This is a genomic window from Pseudomonas sp. WS 5146, assembly GCF_012985495.1.
Lineage (GTDB): Bacteria > Pseudomonadota > Gammaproteobacteria > Pseudomonadales > Pseudomonadaceae > Aquipseudomonas > Aquipseudomonas edaphica.
This window is the reverse complement of record NZ_JAAQWL010000001.1, coordinates 599,354-616,652: the sequence shown is the minus strand read 5'-3', so window position 1 is coordinate 616,652 and position 17,299 is coordinate 599,354. Positions and strand designations below refer to the sequence as shown.

Here is a 17,299-nt window from a genome sequence, read left to right as displayed (position 1 = left end):
GGGCTGAGGCGGCTTAGAAATGGCTTTGATCGTACAGAAATTTGGAGGCACCTCGGTCGGTTCTGTCGAAAGAATCGAGCAGGTCGCCGACAAGGTTAAGAAATTCCGCGACGCCGGCGATGACCTGGTGGTGGTGCTGTCGGCCATGAGCGGCGAAACCAATCGCCTGATCGATCTGGCCAAGGCAATCAGTGGTGACCAACAGCCGCTGCCGCGTGAGCTGGATGTGATCGTGTCCACCGGCGAGCAGGTAACCATTGCCTTGCTGGCCATGGCACTGAACAAGCGTGGTGTGCCGGCAGTGTCCTACACGGGCAGCCAGGTGCGCATCCTCACCGACAGCGCGCATACCAAGGCACGCATCCTGCAGATTGACGATCAGAAAATCCGCACAGATCTGAAAGCCGGCCGCGTGGTAGTTGTAGCAGGCTTCCAGGGTGTGGACGAGCAGGGCAACATCACCACCCTCGGGCGTGGTGGTTCGGATACCACCGGCGTGGCGCTGGCAGCGGCGCTCAAGGCCGATGAATGCCAGATCTATACTGACGTGGACGGCGTGTACACCACCGACCCACGTGTGGTGTCCGTGGCCCAGCGCCTGGACAAGATCACCTTTGAAGAGATGCTGGAAATGGCCAGTCTCGGTTCCAAGGTGTTGCAGATCCGCGCGGTGGAGTTCGCCGGCAAGTACAACGTTCCGCTGCGCGTATTGCACAGCTTCAAAGAGGGTCCGGGCACCCTCATTACTATTGATGAAGAGGAATCCATGGAACAGCCGATCATTTCCGGCATCGCTTTCAACCGCGATGAAGCCAAGCTGACGATCCGTGGCGTGCCAGACACCCCGGGCGTGGCGTTCAAGATCCTCGGCCCTATCAGTGGCGCGAACATTGAAGTCGACATGATCGTGCAGAACGTTTCGCACGATAACACCACCGATTTCACCTTCACTGTGCACCGCAACGAGTACGATGCTGCCGAGCGTATCCTGCAGAACACCGCGAGCGAGATTGGCGCCCGTGAAGTGGTCGGGGATACCAAGATTGCCAAGGTGTCGATCGTGGGCGTGGGCATGCGTTCCCATGCCGGCGTTGCCAGCCGCATGTTCGAGGCGTTGGCCAAGGAAAGCATCAACATCCAGATGATCTCCACCTCGGAAATCAAAGTCTCGGTGGTGATCGAAGAGAAGTACCTGGAGCTGGCAGTGCGCGCACTGCACACCGCTTTTGAGCTGGACGCTCCGGCCCGACCGGGCGAGTGATGCGATACCAGGAAGGCGCGGTATACCGCGCCTTTCATTTTTTGTGGAGCGCATGGTCTTTTGCGTGCGCTCGACAATACTTAGGTCGTTAGGGCTATGGCCATCAGGTTGTAGGTCGAACGCCTTTTTTTTGCAGACTGTTGTTCCTGAACTGAAATGCGTGAGGTGAAAGCTATGCTGATTCTGACTCGTCGGTGCGCAGAAAGCCTGATTATCGGTGATGGCGAAATCACCGTGACCGTGCTCGGCGTCAAAGGCAATCAAGTACGTATCGGGGTTAACGCTCCGAAAGAGGTAGCTGTCCACCGCGAGGAAATCTACCTGCGGATCAAGAAAGAGAAGGACGAAGAACCAAGCCTTTAATTTTTATCGTTTTTTATGTTTGCAAACGGGGATGAACGTGGTTAATATACGCCCCGTGTTGCGGAGAGCTGGCCGAGTGGCCGAAGGCGCTCCCCTGCTAAGGGAGTACACCTCAAAAGGGTGTCGGGGGTTCGAATCCCCCGTTCTCCGCCATTATTTGCTTAGTACGTTGCAATCTGGTTTTTTCGCTAAGTTGTTGAAATTAAACGAAAAAATAGCTTTACATAGAGATTGAACGGCCTATAATGCGCGGCAACAAATGCACTCGTAGCTCAGCTGGATAGAGTACTCGGCTACGAACCGAGCGGTCACAGGTTCGAATCCTGTCGAGTGCACCATTTAAGAGTCAGTTGCAGCAATGCAGGTGACTTGGCTTCAGCCAGTTGTGATCTGGTCTAAAAACACAATCTGCACTCGTAGCTCAGCTGGATAGAGTACTCGGCTACGAACCGAGCGGTCACAGGTTCGAATCCTGTCGAGTGCACCATACAAACAAAAAGCCCGCCTAGTGCGGGCTTTTTGCCGTCTGGGGTTTGTGTAGGATTTCAACTCTTTCTCCTGTCTCATGTGTTTTCCTTTCGGGCTGTGTCGTCGCAGTTCATAGATGCAGCCAATGCTCAGCTTTGGCTCGCAAGCGCTTGTTCTTTCCAGTTTTTTAACGTTTAAAGCGCGCGCAGCGTGTATCATTGCGCCCGTCAGCCCCGCCGGGGCTTGTGGAATACCTCCATGGACTTACCCAGTAGTTGCTCAGTACCCCGTTTTACCAATCATGAATTGACTGATTGATCCTTCCGGCGTGCCCCGCTGCTGGGAGTGGAGTTCGCCTATGACCGAAGTAGAAGTAAAGAAAACACAAGACAGCCTGCAGGATCGCCTTGCTCAAGTCATCGAGCTGCTGCAGCGTCAGCGCGTGGTCGAAGACCTCACGCACCGCCAGGAAGGTCCGCACCACGACCGCGTCGAAAACCTGGTTCACCGGCAAAACCTCGTTGAGCTGCAACGCAAGCTCGATGACCTGCACTCCGCCGACGTCGCTTATATTCTTGAAGCCTTGCCACTCGATGATCGACTGACCCTTTGGCAGTTGGTCAAGGCTGACCGCGACGGCGACATCCTCCTTGAAGTATCCGACTCGGTCCGTGAAACCCTGATCGCCGACATGGACGATCACGAGCTCCTTGCCGCTGCCAAGGAGATGGACGCCGACGAACTGGCTGACCTGGCGCCTGAGCTGCCGCGTGATGTTGTCCATGAGTTGATGGAGGCCCTCGACAGCCAGCAGCGTGAGCGTGTGCGCTCCGCGTTGTCTTATGACGAGGATCAGGTCGGCGCATTGATGGACTTCGAGATGGTCACCATCCGCGAAGACGTCAGCCTGGAAGTGGTCTTGCGTTACCTGCGTCGGCTCAAAGAGCTGCCGGGCCATACTGACAAACTGTTCGTGGTCGACTACGAAGGCATTCTCAAGGGCGTGTTGCCGATCAAGCGCCTGCTGGTCAATGATCCGGAAAAGAAAGTAGCGGATCTGATGGCCAGCGATACGGTGAGTTTTCACCCGGATGAAGACGCCTACGAGGCTGCCCAGGCATTTGAGCGTTATGACTTGATCTCGGCGCCTGTGGTCGACAAGAACGGCAAGCTGATTGGCCGTTTGACCATCGATGAAATGGTCGACCTGATTCGTGAAGAGAGTGAAACCGAAGTCCTCAACATGGCGGGTCTGCGTGAAGAGGAAGATATTTTTGCGTCAGTCTGGCGCTCCCTGCATAACCGTTGGGCGTGGCTTGCGATCAACCTGATCACGGCGTTCATCGCTTCGCGCGTGATCGGGTTGTTCGAAGGTTCCATCGAGAAGCTTGTCGCCCTCGCGGCGCTGATGCCGATCGTGGCAGGTATTGGGGGTAACTCCGGTAACCAGACCATCACCATGATTGTGCGTGCCATGGCACTGGACCAGGTGAGTACGGCCAACTCCTCGCGCCTGTTGCGCAAAGAATTGGCTGTGGGCCTGATCAATGGCTTGGTGTGGGGCGGGGTCATCGGCGTGGTGGCTTACTTGCTGTATGGCAGTTGGTCGCTGGGCGTGGTGATGACGGCTGCCATGACCCTCAACCTGCTGTTGGCGGCGTTGATGGGCGTGTTGATCCCCATGACACTGGCACGCCTGGGGCGCGACCCGGCCATGGGTGCCAGTGTGATGATCACGGCCATGACCGACAGCGGTGGCTTCTTCATCTTCCTGGGCCTGGCGACGATCTTTCTGCTCTGATCCCCTGTGGGGGCGGGCTTGCTAGCAAATGCAAGCTCGCTCCCACACAAGCCCTCTGCGGTGCCCTCAAATTTCACGCAAAAAAAAGCCAGCATAGCGCTGGCTTCGGCTTTCAGTTGCAGATCAATTGGCTTCTGCGGCCGCCTCAACGTCGTGCGCGATAAGCGAGACGAGAGCATTTTGCTGGCGGTGGGAGAGCTGACGAAAACGCTGCAGCAGTTCGCGTTCGTGCAGTGACAGCTCAGGGCTGTCCAGGCGCATGCTCAACTCTTCGCCCAACGCACCTTCCTGAATAAGGCTCTGCTCCAGGCGCGCGATGATTTCGGAGTTCATGCTGCGGTGATGATTGCGAGCCACCTCGGCAATGCGTTCCCGCATTCCGTCTGGCAGACGTACGACGAACTTGTCAGCCGTACGGCTGGAATAAATTGCCTGTTTCAATGGGCGCATATATTTAACCGGTTAGTTCAGGGGAGCGGTTTTTGGAATTGGCCGCAAGATGAGTGTTAAGACAAGGCTCACGACCAAAGTTCAACCCGAATTGCAAAGAGGCCGCATCATGCCTCAGATTTGACATTTCCTTGGCGTCAATTCTGTGACAAATATTGAACTGACTAAAGGCTTAATGCCAGCACTCATTTGCATTTTTGCGGACTGGTTGGAAAACTTTTCAACGCGTCATTCCTCAGGGGAACTTCCCGTAAGTCCAGGCTCGCGCAGGGATTGAGGCCGCATATCCTAAAGCAAAGTGGCCTTTTGCCCTTATCTTTAAGACTAGTGGCAATTTGCCGATTTGCTAGGGTGGGGCGACATAAGGTCGAGGGAGGGAGGTGGCGCAGAGATTACCGCAAAACGGGGTCGAATTTGATTTTTCGGCCCATGAAAAGCGTCAGCACAAGCAGGCTCGTGAACACGCCGGCTGCGACCATTGCAGCAGTTTGTCCATCTTCAGAGGTGGCGCCCAGGCCCAGGAGGCCAGTGGCGACAGTCAGGCACAAAAACAGCCAGGCGGATTTGCTCATGAATGGCGTCCTTAGAAAACCCAATGTTCGGATGCCGGTGCAGTCTGGGTGCCTTGGGTCAGGCGTACCGGCGATTGCGCGTTGGGCGTCATCACCGCCAATTGCGGGCGTTGTTGCAGATGGTGCGGCACGGCCTGGCTAAGTTGCGCAGGATCATTACTGCCGGTGGATTGGAAATGAAACATCACCAGTGCAGCCAAGGCTATGGTGTTGAGGGCTAACAGAAGGGCACTGTTCATGGTCATGTTCTCCGCTAAACGCCGTGGCTGGATGGGTTTGTAGGAGAAGTATTGCAGGTCCCGTGCCAATCTATTATTTCATTAAAATCAATGACTTGAGTCTACTTTAAAGTGGCGTCGGGTTGCAATTTGCAATGATGGCATTTTGGGGTAGTGCATTTTGCACGACAGCATCCAGGCCCCGTGGCTGCGGGGCAACGCGGGCCTCGGTCGAAAAGGATCGGCCTACACTCAAAAAGCCCACGGACGACATGACAAAACCCACCTTGGCCGTTAACATGCACGCCGTCCGTCGCTGTGCCCCGTGCCCGATGGCTGTCATTTGTCCCAGTAGCTCAATTGGATAGAGCATCCCCCTCCTAAGGGGAAGGTTGGCCGTTCGAACCGGCCCTGGGACACCATCTTCAAAAGCCCTGCACAGGTTGTCCTGGCAGGGCTTTTTTGTGCGTGCCTGCAACACCGGTCGAACCTTGCCACCTATCAGGGTTCACAGCAGGTGCGCAGTGTGTTTCTCGTCGCTTTTGTACGTTGCATATGTACCTTGCATGCGGCCAGGCAGCGTCTGAACGATTAAGCAAAATATTCCCCGGAAAACGGCCCGCTGCGTCTGTCCGCTCCCGGCAACCCCGGACTATCATGCTGATAGCCCTGTCCCTCACTGCAAGGAGCCGCTCGGAACGCCGATGCGCCAGATCTGGAAATCTTTTCGAGCCCTTTATTTCGCCTCCTTGATGATGTTGATCGGGTCCGGCCTGCTCAGCACTTACCTTGCCTTGCGTCTGGCAGCCGACCACGTCGACAGCCTGTGGGTGGGGGCGCTGATGGCGGCCAACTACTTCGGCCTGGTGCTGGGCGGCAAGATCGGGCATCGCCTGATTGCCCGCGTCGGGCATATTCGCGCGTATGCCACCTGTGCCGGGATTGTCGGCGCGGCGGTGTTGGGCCACGGCCTCATCAACTGGCTGCCGGCCTGGATTGTGCTGCGGATGATCGTGGGCCTGGGGATGATGTGCCAGTACATGGTTATCGAAAGCTGGCTCAATGAGCAGGCGGACGCCAAGCAGCGTGGCGTGGTATTCAGCGGCTATATGATCGCCTCCTACCTTGGGCTGGTATTGGGTCAGTTGATTCTGGTCATGCACCCGCAGCTTGGCCTCGAATTGCTCATGCTGGTGGCGCTGTGCTTTGCCTTATGCCTGGTGCCGGTGGCCATGACCCGACGCATTCACCCGGCGCCTCTGCACCCTGCACCTATGGAGCCACGCTTCTTTATCAAGCGTGTGCCGCAGTCGCTGAGTACGGTGCTGGGCGCGGGGCTGATCGTTGGCTCGTTCTACGGCCTGGCGCCGTTGTATGCCTCGCAGCAAGGCTTGAGCACCGAGCAGGTCGGTCTGTTTATGGGTAGCTGCATCTTTGCCGGTCTGTTGGTGCAGTGGCCATTGGGTTGGTTGTCGGACCGCTATGATCGTGCCTTGCTGATTCGCTGCTTTGCCTTGTGCCTGGCGGTGGCGGCGTTGCCATTGGCCGTGATGACCCAAGTGCCGCTGGAAGTGCTGTTCGTGGCTGGCTTCCTGTGTTCCCTGGTGCAGTTCTGCCTGTATCCGTTGGCTGTGGCGTTCTCCAATGACCATGTGGAAGGTGATCGCCGCGTGTCGCTGACGGCCATGTTGCTGGTGACCTACGGCATCGGCGCGAGTGTCGGGCCGCTGTTGGCGGGTGTGGTGATGAAGCTGTTCGGCAGCCACATGCTGTACGCCTTTTTCAGCCTGTGTGCATTGGTCCTGGTGTGGCGGATCCGGCCGAAGGCGGTGACTAACCTGCATCAGGTGGACGATGCGCCGCTGCATCACGTGGCGATGCCCGACAGCATGTCCAGCTCGCCGCTGGTGGCCTGCCTTGACCCGCGGGTGGATGAAGCGGTGGTGCAGGAGCAAATGCAGAGCGTGGTGCCCGACCCGGAACCTGAAATCGAAACTGACCCGCAACAACCCGCGGATGAACCGGCTTTTGAAGGGCCGCCGGAGCCTCTGGGGCCGGACGAGCATCCCCACGACTTGAGCAGGGCACGCCCCTGAAAGCAAAAACGGGCAGATCCCATCAGGATCTGCCCGTTTTTATTCATACGGCCTTTAAGGCTTAAAGGTCGTCGTCTTTGTCAAAGCGCCGCGCTTCACGCTGCAACTGATACACAAAACGTTCAACCTGGCGCTGAACCAAGCCGCTCATGTTATGGAAGCGCACGCCGGCGAAGGTGGTGTTGATCTTGTCTTCGACGTGCAGGTAACGCAGCTCCACCGAGGTGGTCATGCTGCCAAAGGGCAGGGCGGCGATAAAGCGGTCATAGACCTGGCCCAGCTGCAGGCGATCGGAAATGTCGCCTTCAAAACGCAGCTTGCAGCCGGTGGCGGAGATGTCCAGCAGTTTGCCGCTGATCGGTGCCTTGAGCTTTTCGCCACCCAGCTCGATGCTTACCAGTTGGGCCAGCTTCAACGCTGCCCGAAAGGCATTGCGACGCTGATGGTAGACCACCTCGTCGGGCATGCTGCCGGTGTAGATGCGGTGGCCGCCTTTTTCACTGATGGTCAGTGTGCCGTTGCTTTCCCAGGCGACACGCACACCGTCATGGAAACCTTCAATGCGGAACGGTTCGCCGTTCTCAAGGTAGCGTTCACCGTCGCGGGGGATCATTTCGTCCAAGGCGAGCGTTTTGCTGTCCCGATCTATATCCACCAGATAGCTTTGGAACCGCTGGCTGCGTTCATGGAAAGTGATGATCAGCGGGTCATGGCTTTCTTGCAGCATTCGCAACGTGCTGGCGATTTCCAGAGGCGTGGTGAGCACCTTGGGTGGCTGCGGAGCATCTTCCGCATTAAGGGCGTTGAACACGGTTCTTCCATCTCCAGGCAAAATACGACTACACGCAAGAACCGGCATTTTGCCAGCATGTAGCGCGCCTTGGATAGGGCGCGCTGTAAACCGGTGTCAGGCTTGGCTGCGGGTGCTTGGCTTGACCAGGCGCGAGGTCGACCCTTGGGCGTTGTACAGCGCCGGAGGCTCTCCGCCGTGGAGTATGCGCAACTGGTTGGCGGTCGTAGCCTGCTGCAGCTGGATCGACTGGCCGTTGAGCAGGTTGGCTTCCTGGCACTGGGCCAGCAATTGATTGAGTGCGGTGCTCTGCGCCAGCAACTGATCGCCTACCGAGGAGTGGCTGGCCAGTTGTGCCAGGCCATCATGATCAGCCGGCAGGCCCAGGCTGATGAGAATTTCGCTGCGCTTCTTGCCATGCTGCTCCAGCAGCACGATCAGCGACTGTTTGCGCGCCAGGATTTCCTCCAGCAAGCGCATGTCCCGGCCATAGAGGGCCAGGGATTCTTCTTTGAGCAGCTCGAGCAGAAGTTGCGTCGGCGCCAGATCATCAATGATCAGTTCAAGCAAATGTTCGTCGTGGTGCATGGCTGGCCTTGGGTTTTAAGCGTCCACAAGCCCTGCGCAGGCCTTTGCCTAGCGCTCGGCTTCGAAGTTAAGCAGCTTGCTGGCTACACGGTTGCTGTCGACCTTATAGCTGCCATCAGCGATTGCCTGTTTCAATTCGGCCACGCGGGCTTTATTGACAACCGGTTGATCGCGCAGCGAGTCAGTGACCTTCTGCAACTGTTGAGCCTCATTGCTCAGGTGTACCGATTCCCCGCTCTGGCTGGCGCTGGCCTGTTCTGCCTTGGCGGCAGGTGCTGGCTGGGACTTGGCTTCTACGCCGTCCTTTGCCCCGCTGGTGCGCGTATTGCCCGGCAAAGCCTGGGTGTTATTTAAACGACTGAAATCAATGACCATGTTAAAAAAACCTCTGGGTATTTGGACGCTTGCCATGTTTTCGGCCATACCCGGACAAACTTTAGGCCCGATTGACAATAAACCTGTACAGGTCGACATCCCACGCACAGTGTAGGAAAACCTGGGGTTTCACACCAGTGATCTCACAGCGGTGATCTTCTATAGCGCCACCTCAACCTGGCCCGGCGCGGTCACCTGCGCCTTGATCACACGGTTGGAATTGAGGTTCTTGACCCGGATCTGCTCGCTCATCCCGCCGTTGGACAGCGCCTCCCCCGGCATTTTTACCATCAGCCCGCCGCTGCTGGCGGAAATCACCACCTGGTCGCCCTTGCGAATCACCTCAGCCTGTTCCAGATGCACCAGCGTAATGACCTGGTCGGTGACCATTGGTCGGGTCAGTTTCTGCCCGATCGCTTGGTCCACAGCGGTGAGGTAGCCCTGATTGATCAGGCTGATGTCGCGTTCACGCAGGGCCACGTCTTCAAAACCAATGATGCCGGTGCGTTTGAGCGGGCGTGTGACCACAACCACATCGCGGAACAGTTTGACCTGCGCCGGCACAAACACGGTCCAGGGTGAGGCGCCCTCGCAGCGCACTTTTACCGTCACGCGGCCGATGGGCTGGGCCGGGCTTTCGAGGCTGGCCGTCAATTCCTTGTCGCACATAGGCATGCGCAGGCGCGGGTCCAGTTGGTTGACCTGGATTTCGTAACGCCCCGGCGTTTGGGTGGTCGCCAGATAATCTTCTACAGTGAACTCAAGAAAGCCTTGGGTGACGCCGATAAGGAGATCAGGCAAGGTGACATTATCTGCGCGAGCCGTGGTGCCCGAGCCCAAGGCAAGCAAAGCTATCGTTGCGCAGAGCAATCTGCGATACCGTGGGATGCGTCGGAAAACTGTCGTTTTAAGGTTCATAGACCAATAAATAGCAAAGCCCGTGCCGTTTAGTGTTGGGTGAGCGTCGTTGCCCTTGTAGGTATAGCCAAAGGTTTTAGCGTAGGAGTCAAGGCATGGCAGGAGTAATGGACTCAGTAAACCAGCGCACACAGCTGGTAGGGCAGAATCGCCTGGAACTGTTGCTTTTCCGCCTGGACGGCAAGCAGCTGTACGGCATCAATGTGTTTAAAGTGCGGGAAGTGCTGCAGTGCCCCAAGCTGACCATATTGCCTAAATCCAGCCCGGTGGTCTGCGGCGTAGCGAATATCCGAGGCGCGACCATCCCGATTCTCGACCTGGCCATGGCCACCGGTTCCTCGGGGTTGCAGGACCGCGAAAGCCCCTTTGTGATCATCACCGAATACAACACCAAGACCCAGGGTTTCCTGGTGCGCTCGGTGGAGCGCATCGTCAATATGAACTGGGAGGAGATCCATCCGCCGCCCAAGGGCACCGGGCGCGATCACTACCTCACGGCGGTGACGCGGGTCGACAACCAGTTGGTCGAAATCATCGACGTGGAAAAGATCCTCGCCGAAGTCGCACCCACCTCGGAAACCATTTCGGTTGGCGTGGTAGACGCCGAAACCGCACACAAGGCGGTGTCGCTGCGTGTGCTGACGGTGGATGACTCCTCGGTGGCGCGCAAGCAAGTCAGCCGCTGCCTGCAAACGGTCGGCGTGGAAGTGGTGGCCTTGAACGATGGTCGCCAAGCCCTGGATTACCTGCGCAAACTGGTGGACGAAGGCAAGAAGCCGGAAGAAGAGTTCCTGATGATGATCTCCGACATTGAAATGCCGGAAATGGACGGCTATACCCTCACGGCCGAGATACGTAACGATCCACGCATGCAAAAATTGCATATCATCCTGCATACTTCCTTGTCGGGCGTATTCAATCAGGCGATGGTCAAGAAGGTCGGTGCTGATGACTTCCTGGCCAAATTCCGCCCTGATGACCTGGCATCCCGGGTAGTCGACCGGATCAAGGCAGCAGATCACGGCTAGGGGGATTTCCTCCTGGCGGTCACACGATTTAAGAGGCGGTATCATTGTCTACGGGTAATTTGGATTTCGAACAGTTCCGGGTCTTCCTGGAAAAAGCCTGTGGCATATTGCTCGGTGAAAACAAGCAGTACCTGGTATCCAGCCGTCTCAACAAACTGATGGAACAGCAGGGCATTAAATCCCTGGGTGAGTTGGTCCAGCGCATCCAGGGCCAGCCGCGCAGCGGGCTCAAGGAAATGGTGGTGGATGCCATGACCACCAACGAAACCTTGTGGTTTCGTGATACTTACCCCTTTGAAGTGCTCAAGAACAAAGTGCTGCCGGAGGCCATCAAGGCCAGTCCGGGCCAGCGCTTGCGTATTTGGTCGGCCGCCTGTTCGTCGGGGCAGGAGCCGTACTCGATCTCGATGTCCATCGATGAGTTCGAGCGCACGAACATGGGCCAATTGAAGGCCGGCGCGCAAATTGTCGCCACCGATTTGTCCGGCACCATGCTCACCAACTGCAAGACCGGCGAGTACGACAGCCTGGCCCTGGGCCGCGGTTTGTCCCAGGAACGCTTGCAACGTTTCTTCGACCCCAAAGGGGCAGGACGCTGGGCGGTCAAGGCGCCGATCAAGAGCCGGGTGGAATTTCGCTCGTTCAACCTGCTCGACAGCTATGCCAGCCTGGGCAAGTTCGACATGGTGTTCTGCCGCAATGTGTTGATCTACTTCTCGGCAGAGGTGAAGAAAGACATCCTGTTGCGCATTCACGGTACGCTCAAGCGTGGTGGTTATTTGTTCCTGGGTGCATCCGAAGCGCTCAACGGCTTGCCGGATCATTACCAGATGGTGCAGTGCAGCCCCGGGATCATTTATCAGGCCAAATAAAGGTGGCTTGAGCATAAAAAAAACGGGAAGCCCCGCAAAGGCTTCCCGTTTTTCATGCGCGCCAAGCGCCAGTTTTTTACGGGCGGTGGTCAGGGTTTGGGTGTCATTCGGATATTGCCCAAGAATAGAAGATGGTTCCTGCTGGGGATGGTCTCGTTGAAAATACCCAAATGCACGGTGCCGGTACTGCTTGCGGTAAATGTCCCGGTTCCGGTTTGTGTTGATGCGTTGGTTATGTTTTGTACGTTGGCGCCGATTCGGCTGCCGTTAACCGTCAGGTACAGCGTCGAGCCATCTCCGGCGGCTGTACCACCCAGGACGTCAAAGCTGACATCGTAGATGCGCCCAGCGATGACCGATACGGGTTGGGTGATGATGTGAGCCTTGGTTACCTGGCTGCTGGGCAGGTCAACGACCACGCTGCCGTTGACGATGTGCAGCACCCTGCCTGCATAAACTGACTGAGGTACCCAGCCCTGGAAGGTGCCATCGGCGAAATCCCACACTGTGCCAGGAACAGGCACAACGATGCCGCCGGCATCGATGGACACGGTTGCGTTCGGCGCAAAGTACACGTCGCTGCCACGTCGAACGCGTAGTATTAAAACAACATTGGTGCCTGACTTACCGACAATGATTGAACGGTGAGTCAAAAAGTTGAGCTCGGCCTCGTCTTTCTCCACCTCAAAGCTCAGGTTGTACGTTCTGCCTCTTTCGCCGATCAAATTTGCGTTGACGAAATCACCCTGCATGACGGCAAAGGGGCAAACCAATTCAACCGCATTGCCGATCAGCAGTCTGGTCGAGAGGTTTGGAATGGGTAGCGCGTTGTCCTGCAGGACGAATCTGAGGGGGGGAATAGTCAGCATGGTGTGCCTCTGCTTTATGCATGTGGGGGGTCACCCGATGAGGCACGCAAAGACGTAGGTGCAACAACTGTCAGAAATGACAGTGCAGACGAGCGGTCAAGGTATCTGGCGCATTGGGGCAGCCTGTTGAAGGATTGCCGCCGGGTGTAAAAGCGGCAACCGCCATTGCCGCTTTACTGGCGCCACGCGGAAGCCCATTGCCGCTTTTCTGGCATTGCCGCCGGCAAACCTTGCGCAAACCCTTGTAATACGGGCCTTCGGCGAATTGGCATGGGCCTTGCTATAACCCAGATACGAAAAGCAGGTCAGCCTAAAGGTTTCCGCCATGAGCATCAGCTTCGATAAAGCGCTCGGTATCCACGAACAAGCCCTGGGCTTTCGCGCCCAACGTGCCGAAGTCCTGGCCAACAACATTGCCAACGCCGACACCCCGAACTACAAGGCTCGGGATTTGGACTTCTCCGCCGTGCTCGCCGCACAGCAGGACAAGACCAAGAACGGCACCTTTGCCTTGAACATGACCAACAGCCGTCATATCGAAGCGCAAGGCCTGGGCAATGGTGACGAGTCGCTGCTGTATCGCACGCCGATGCAGCCGTCGATCGATCAGAACACCGTCGACGCCCAGCTGGAGCAATCGGCCTACGCCGAGAACTCGGTGAACTTTCAGGCCAGCTTCACCCTGCTTAACAGCAAATTCAAAGGGCTGATGTCAGCCCTGCGCGGAGAGTAAGCCATGTCCCTCGCCAGTGTTTTCAATATTGCCGGCAGTGGCATGAGCGCGCAGACCACGCGTTTGAACACCGTCGCCAGTAACATCGCCAACGCCGAGACCGTGTCTTCGAGCATTGACCAGACCTACCGCGCCCGTCACCCGGTGTTCGCCACCATGTTCCAGGGTGGCCAGGCCGGCCAGAGCGGCAGCGGTGATTCGCTGTTCCAGAACCAGGATGCGGCGGGCCAAGGCGTGCAGGTGCTCGGCGTGGTCGAAGACCAGAGCAACCTGGAAGCCCGCTACGAGCCTAACCATCCGGCCGCGAACGAAAAGGGTTACGTGTACTACCCCAACGTCAACGTGGTCGAGGAAATGGCCGACATGATTTCCGCCAGCCGCTCGTTCCAGACCAACGCGGAAATGATGAACACCGCCAAAACCATGATGCAGAAGGTCCTGACCCTGGGTCAGTGATAAGGGGCGCCAAATAATGGCCATTGTTGATACCACTTCTACACCCAACACGGCGGTTCAGGACCTGTTCAACTCCAAGGTCAAGACTGCCACAGACAACAGCGGCCTTGATGGTGCCGCCAAGGCGGCCACGGGCAACCAGGCGCTGGGCAAGGATGCGTTCCTGCAACTGCTGGTGACCCAGCTGAAAAACCAGAATCCGCTGTCGCCTCAAGACAACGGCGCGTTCGTGGCGCAGCTGGCGCAGTTCAGCAGCCTGGAAGGCATCAACACCCTGAACGACTCGGTGAATGCGATCTCCAGCAACTTCAGCTCTTCGCAAGCGTTGCAGGCCTCGTCACTGGTCGGGCGTTCGATCATCACCCAGACCGACAAGGCCATGGTTGATACCAGCAAGAGCATGACCGGCTCGGTGGCGGTGACGGCAGCGACAGGTAACGTCTCGGTAAAAATCACCGACAAAGACGGCAACGTGGTGCGCACTATCGACATGGGCGCCCAAAGCGCCGGCAATTCAAGCTTTATATGGGATGGCAAGAACGACAAAGGTGAAGTCGCCCCCGCCGGCACTTATACCTTCGCGGCCAGCACCAAGAATGACAAAGGCGACTCGGTTGCCCTGTTGACGTCGCTGCCGGCAACGGTCACCAGCGTGACGTTGAGCAAGACCGGCGGCGAAATGCTGCTCAACCTTGCAGGCGGCATGGGCAGCGTCAAGCTGTCGCAAATTCAGACTATCGGTACATAGAGCCGGCTAAATACGGCAGAAGGAGAGAAACATGTCTTTTAACATCGGCCTTAGCGGCCTCTATGCGGCCAACAAACAACTGGACGTGACGGGCAACAACATTGCCAACGTTGCGACCACCGGTTTCAAATCGTCCCGTGCGGAGTTTTCCGACATCTACGCGGCGTCCAAACTGGGCACTGGCCAGAACAGTGTCGGCAGCGGCGTGAACCTGGCGGCGGTGTCCCAGCAATTCACCCAAGGTGACGTCAACAACACCGGCGGCTTGCTGGACATGGCGATCCAGGGCGGTGGCTTCTTCGTGCAGAAGGGCAGTGACGGTTCGCTGGAATACACCCGTAGCGGCACCTTCCGTTCGGACAAAGACGGCTACATCACCAACAACACCGGCACCTCGCGCCTGCAAGGCTACGCCGCGGACGCCGATGGCAACATCATCAAGGGCGCGCTGACCGACCTGCAATTGAACCTGTCGAACCTGCCGCCCAAGGCGTCCACCAAAGTGGACTCCACCAGTAACCTGAACTCTTCCTCGCCGGTGATCGATCAGGCGGCGCACCCGTTCGATCCAACCGAGTCCAGCTCGTTCAGCACCCAGTACAACACTACGCTGTACGACACCCAGGGTAACGCGCACCCGATGGTGCAGTACCTGGTCAAAACGGATTCCAATACCTGGAAGTCCTACACCCTGATCGACGGCCGTAACCCAGACGGTTCGGCGCCTACCGGCACAGGCTCGACGCCACCGGTGGCATCGACGTTGAGCTTTGACGGTGCCGGCAAGCTCACCGGGATTGTCACCGGGGGCACCTCCAGCACTACCTTGCAGCTGACTGGCTGGGTGCCGGGTACAGTGACCAATGGCGTGTGGACCAAAAACGGCGCGAATGCCAACCCTGGCGGTATTGCCATCAACATGGGCAACATCACCCAGTACAACTCGGCCACCTACCGTAACCCACCGGTCACCGATGGCTACGCAACCGGCCAGATCACCGGTCTGAATATCGACGGTAACGGCGTGCTGTTCGCCACCTTCAGCAACCAGCAGAGCAAGGCCATCGGTCAGCTCTCCCTGGCCAGCTTCAACAACGAACAGGGGCTGCAGCCGTCGGGTGGCACCACTTGGAAAGAGACCTTCGCCTCGGGCCAGCCGGGTTATGACGCCCCGCAATCCGGCACCTTGGGTTCGATCGTGTCCAAGTCCCTGGAAAACTCCAACGTCAACCTGACCAACGAGCTGGTGGACCTGATCAAGGCCCAGAGCAACTACCAGGCGAACGCCAAGACCATCTCCACCCAGAGCACCATCATGCAGACCATTATTCAGATGACCTGATGCGGTTGGCCTGACACTGCTGTGAATGAAAGCCCCTCTAGCGAGGGGCTTTTTTTTGCCTGCTATTTGGATCAGCAACCATTCCCACCCTTTGCTCAGTTGCGAGCTGACAGGCCTTTGTGGAACCGACCTCGCCGTTCTTTCCACTTATCGGACTTAAAGGTGCTGGATCTTAGGGGGCGGGGTATGTGGAATTTGTCGGTGTCTGGCCCTGGGGCTGGAAGTGTGCGTTATGACGTCAGTGGCGCGGGGCAAAACCTGTGGGGCGCTAACCCTACAGAGGAAAAAAAGGATGACATAGAGGCCGATAAAAAAACCGTCGCCCAAATGCTCAAACAGCTGGATGACGCCGAAAAGGGCAACAAAAACCAAACCGCCCAGGACTTGCGGGACAAGCTCAATGAAAAGCGCAAAGCGCTGGGGGAGGAGAAGTTCAAGGAGATCCTTGAGCAGTTGAAGAAGGACGCGTCCACCGATTTGCTCGCGTTGTTGAAGAGGCTGTTTCCGGATTTATTTGCGGATGAGCCGTCTCCAGCGCCAGCTCCTGGACCGTCACCAGGTGGTGGTGGTGGTGGTGGTGGTGGTGGTGGTGGTGGTGGTGGTGGTGGCAGGGTAAATCCGAAGAATTTCGGCGGTAGCGAACCCATGAGTAATCTACCGATTACCGACGGTTCCAAGCATTTCAACTACAAGCCAGATGCAAGCAACCCAGGTAAAAAGCCGGACAATATCTGGAGTGGTTTCAGCCAAGGCCCTGACGGCAATTGCGTCACCGTTTCCGCGATAAAGGGAGCGATGATGAAGTTTGGTCAAAAACCTACCGACGTCTTCAAGGATGTGAAGGAGACGGGAGGGGGTTACTACGTAAAAATGCGAGACGGTTTCGAGCTTACTTTATCTAAGGGTGAGTTAAGGCATGCAGCCGCTTACGCGCAGTTCAAGGGCGATAATCCGGGCATGATTACCGACGCAAACTTCATGTATGCCGCGAGCGCCAAGCGGGCTCAAATGGAGGGCAATGGCTACGATGACAACCCCAATGCTGCAAAACAGAGTTTCGCTCATGCGATGCAAAGTTTGAACAATGGCGAAATGGGTTGGGAAGCGCTGGACCGGCTTGGCCTGAAAGACCTCTATAGGCGGTCTTCGAGTTCCGAGCTGGCAAGTGGCAAGCTGGGTGTTGTGGATTATGGCCACCATTCAATGGCGGTGATTGGCGGGCGCATTGAATTGTGGGGTGGGCGCGGTGAAGGGCCCCAGGAAGGCAACGCCTACGCATTCGTGTAGCGCAAAAAAAACCGATAAACCCAAATGCATTCAGGTTTATCGGTTTTTTACATCCCGGGCGTTC

The 17,299-nt window shown here is 57.1% G+C and carries 19 protein-coding genes and 4 tRNA genes; 15 read left to right on the top strand and 8 right to left on the bottom strand.

The window, feature by feature from the left end; translation table 11 throughout:
* Positions 1-19 precede the first annotated feature (19 nt).
* The 6 genes from HBO41_RS02765 (at position 20) to mgtE (ending at position 3,893) form a co-directional block, all read left to right on the top strand.
* On the top strand, positions 20-1,261 hold the full coding sequence (locus HBO41_RS02765; protein ID WP_017138417.1) for an aspartate kinase: 1,242 nt from the start codon (positions 20-22) through the stop codon (positions 1,259-1,261).
* Between the two features lie 174 nt (positions 1,262-1,435).
* Positions 1,436-1,624 (top strand): carbon storage regulator CsrA, encoded by a 189-nt coding sequence (gene csrA, locus HBO41_RS02760; protein ID WP_003175645.1) that lies wholly within the window; start codon positions 1,436-1,438, stop codon positions 1,622-1,624.
* Between the two features lie 62 nt (positions 1,625-1,686).
* Positions 1,687-1,777: transfer RNA gene (locus tag HBO41_RS02755), tRNA-Ser, on the top strand.
* Between the two features lie 108 nt (positions 1,778-1,885).
* A tRNA-Arg gene (locus tag HBO41_RS02750) sits at positions 1,886-1,962 on the top strand.
* A 72-nt stretch (positions 1,963-2,034) separates the two neighbouring features.
* A tRNA-Arg gene (locus HBO41_RS02745) sits at positions 2,035-2,111 on the top strand.
* Between the two features lie 339 nt (positions 2,112-2,450).
* Positions 2,451-3,893 (top strand): magnesium transporter, encoded by a 1,443-nt coding sequence (mgtE, locus tag HBO41_RS02740; protein ID WP_017138415.1) that lies wholly within the window; start codon positions 2,451-2,453, stop codon positions 3,891-3,893.
* Between the two features lie 123 nt (positions 3,894-4,016).
* Here mgtE and HBO41_RS02735 read toward each other — a convergent pair whose 3' ends face one another.
* The 3 genes from HBO41_RS02735 to HBO41_RS02725 form a co-directional block, all read right to left on the bottom strand.
* Positions 4,017-4,343 (bottom strand): Arc family DNA-binding protein, encoded by a 327-nt coding sequence (locus HBO41_RS02735; RefSeq protein WP_003193592.1) that lies wholly within the window; start codon positions 4,341-4,343, stop codon positions 4,017-4,019.
* 392 nt (positions 4,344-4,735) lie between these two features.
* Positions 4,736-4,915 (bottom strand): PA3371 family protein, encoded by a 180-nt coding sequence (locus HBO41_RS02730; protein ID WP_017138414.1) that lies wholly within the window; start codon positions 4,913-4,915, stop codon positions 4,736-4,738.
* Between the two features lie 11 nt (positions 4,916-4,926).
* Positions 4,927-5,154 carry a hypothetical protein gene (locus HBO41_RS02725; RefSeq protein WP_099548206.1) on the bottom strand — a complete coding sequence of 76 codons (228 nt, stop codon included), beginning with the start codon at positions 5,152-5,154 and terminating at the stop codon, positions 4,927-4,929.
* A gap of 324 nt (positions 5,155-5,478) precedes the next feature.
* Between HBO41_RS02725 and HBO41_RS02720 the strand changes: the two genes are divergently transcribed.
* Together HBO41_RS02720 and HBO41_RS02715 are read left to right on the top strand one after the other, a co-directional pair.
* Positions 5,479-5,555: transfer RNA gene (locus HBO41_RS02720), tRNA-Arg, on the top strand.
* Positions 5,556-5,837: 282 nt separating this feature from the next.
* Complete coding sequence (locus HBO41_RS02715; protein ID WP_017138393.1) at positions 5,838-7,229, top strand: MFS transporter; 1,392 nt, start codon at positions 5,838-5,840, stop codon at positions 7,227-7,229.
* A 61-nt stretch (positions 7,230-7,290) separates the two neighbouring features.
* Here the strand turns inward: HBO41_RS02715 and HBO41_RS02710 are convergent, their stop codons facing one another.
* The 4 genes from HBO41_RS02710 to flgA form a co-directional block, all read right to left on the bottom strand.
* Entirely contained in the window at positions 7,291-8,040 is a 750-nt protein-coding gene (locus HBO41_RS02710) for a flagellar brake protein (protein WP_017138392.1), read from the bottom strand.
* A 96-nt stretch (positions 8,041-8,136) separates the two neighbouring features.
* On the bottom strand, positions 8,137-8,607 hold the full coding sequence (locus HBO41_RS02705) for a flagella synthesis protein FlgN (protein WP_017138391.1): 471 nt from the start codon (positions 8,605-8,607) through the stop codon (positions 8,137-8,139).
* 48 nt (positions 8,608-8,655) lie between these two features.
* Positions 8,656-8,982 carry a flagellar biosynthesis anti-sigma factor FlgM gene (flgM, locus tag HBO41_RS02700; protein WP_017138390.1) on the bottom strand — a complete coding sequence of 109 codons (327 nt, stop codon included), beginning with the start codon at positions 8,980-8,982 and terminating at the stop codon, positions 8,656-8,658.
* A gap of 159 nt (positions 8,983-9,141) precedes the next feature.
* Positions 9,142-9,900: a flagellar basal body P-ring formation chaperone FlgA gene (flgA, locus tag HBO41_RS02695; RefSeq protein ID WP_169985053.1), complete on the bottom strand. Its 759-nt coding sequence runs from the start codon at positions 9,898-9,900 to the stop codon at positions 9,142-9,144.
* A 95-nt stretch (positions 9,901-9,995) separates the two neighbouring features.
* On the opposite strand from flgA, the gene HBO41_RS02690 reads away from it, so the two are divergent.
* Together HBO41_RS02690 and cheR are read left to right on the top strand one after the other, a co-directional pair.
* Positions 9,996-10,928, top strand: a complete 933-nt coding sequence (locus HBO41_RS02690) for a chemotaxis protein CheV (RefSeq protein WP_017138388.1) — start codon at positions 9,996-9,998, stop codon at positions 10,926-10,928.
* A gap of 44 nt (positions 10,929-10,972) precedes the next feature.
* The gene (gene cheR, locus HBO41_RS02685; RefSeq protein ID WP_017138387.1) at positions 10,973-11,800 is read left to right on the top strand and encodes a protein-glutamate O-methyltransferase CheR; all 828 of its coding nucleotides are present in this window, start codon (positions 10,973-10,975) and stop codon (positions 11,798-11,800) included.
* An 89-nt stretch (positions 11,801-11,889) separates the two neighbouring features.
* Here the strand turns inward: cheR and HBO41_RS02680 are convergent, their stop codons facing one another.
* Entirely contained in the window at positions 11,890-12,669 is a 780-nt protein-coding gene (locus HBO41_RS02680; protein ID WP_169985051.1) for a hypothetical protein, read from the bottom strand.
* Between the two features lie 325 nt (positions 12,670-12,994).
* Between HBO41_RS02680 and flgB the strand changes: the two genes are divergently transcribed.
* From flgB to HBO41_RS02655, 5 genes are all read left to right on the top strand, one after another.
* Entirely contained in the window at positions 12,995-13,402 is a 408-nt protein-coding gene (gene flgB / locus HBO41_RS02675; protein ID WP_003214246.1) for a flagellar basal body rod protein FlgB, read from the top strand.
* Between the two features lie 3 nt (positions 13,403-13,405).
* Positions 13,406-13,858, top strand: coding sequence for a flagellar basal body rod protein FlgC (gene flgC / locus HBO41_RS02670; protein ID WP_017138385.1), 453 nt, complete (start codon positions 13,406-13,408; stop codon positions 13,856-13,858).
* Between the two features lie 16 nt (positions 13,859-13,874).
* On the top strand, positions 13,875-14,606 hold the full coding sequence (gene flgD, locus HBO41_RS02665) for a flagellar hook assembly protein FlgD (RefSeq protein WP_017138384.1): 732 nt from the start codon (positions 13,875-13,877) through the stop codon (positions 14,604-14,606).
* A gap of 31 nt (positions 14,607-14,637) precedes the next feature.
* On the top strand, positions 14,638-15,948 hold the full coding sequence (flgE, locus tag HBO41_RS02660; protein ID WP_017138383.1) for a flagellar hook protein FlgE: 1,311 nt from the start codon (positions 14,638-14,640) through the stop codon (positions 15,946-15,948).
* Positions 15,949-16,134: 186 nt separating this feature from the next.
* On the top strand, positions 16,135-17,235 hold the full coding sequence (locus HBO41_RS02655) for a hypothetical protein (RefSeq protein WP_178110752.1): 1,101 nt from the start codon (positions 16,135-16,137) through the stop codon (positions 17,233-17,235).
* Positions 17,236-17,299 lie beyond the last annotated feature (64 nt).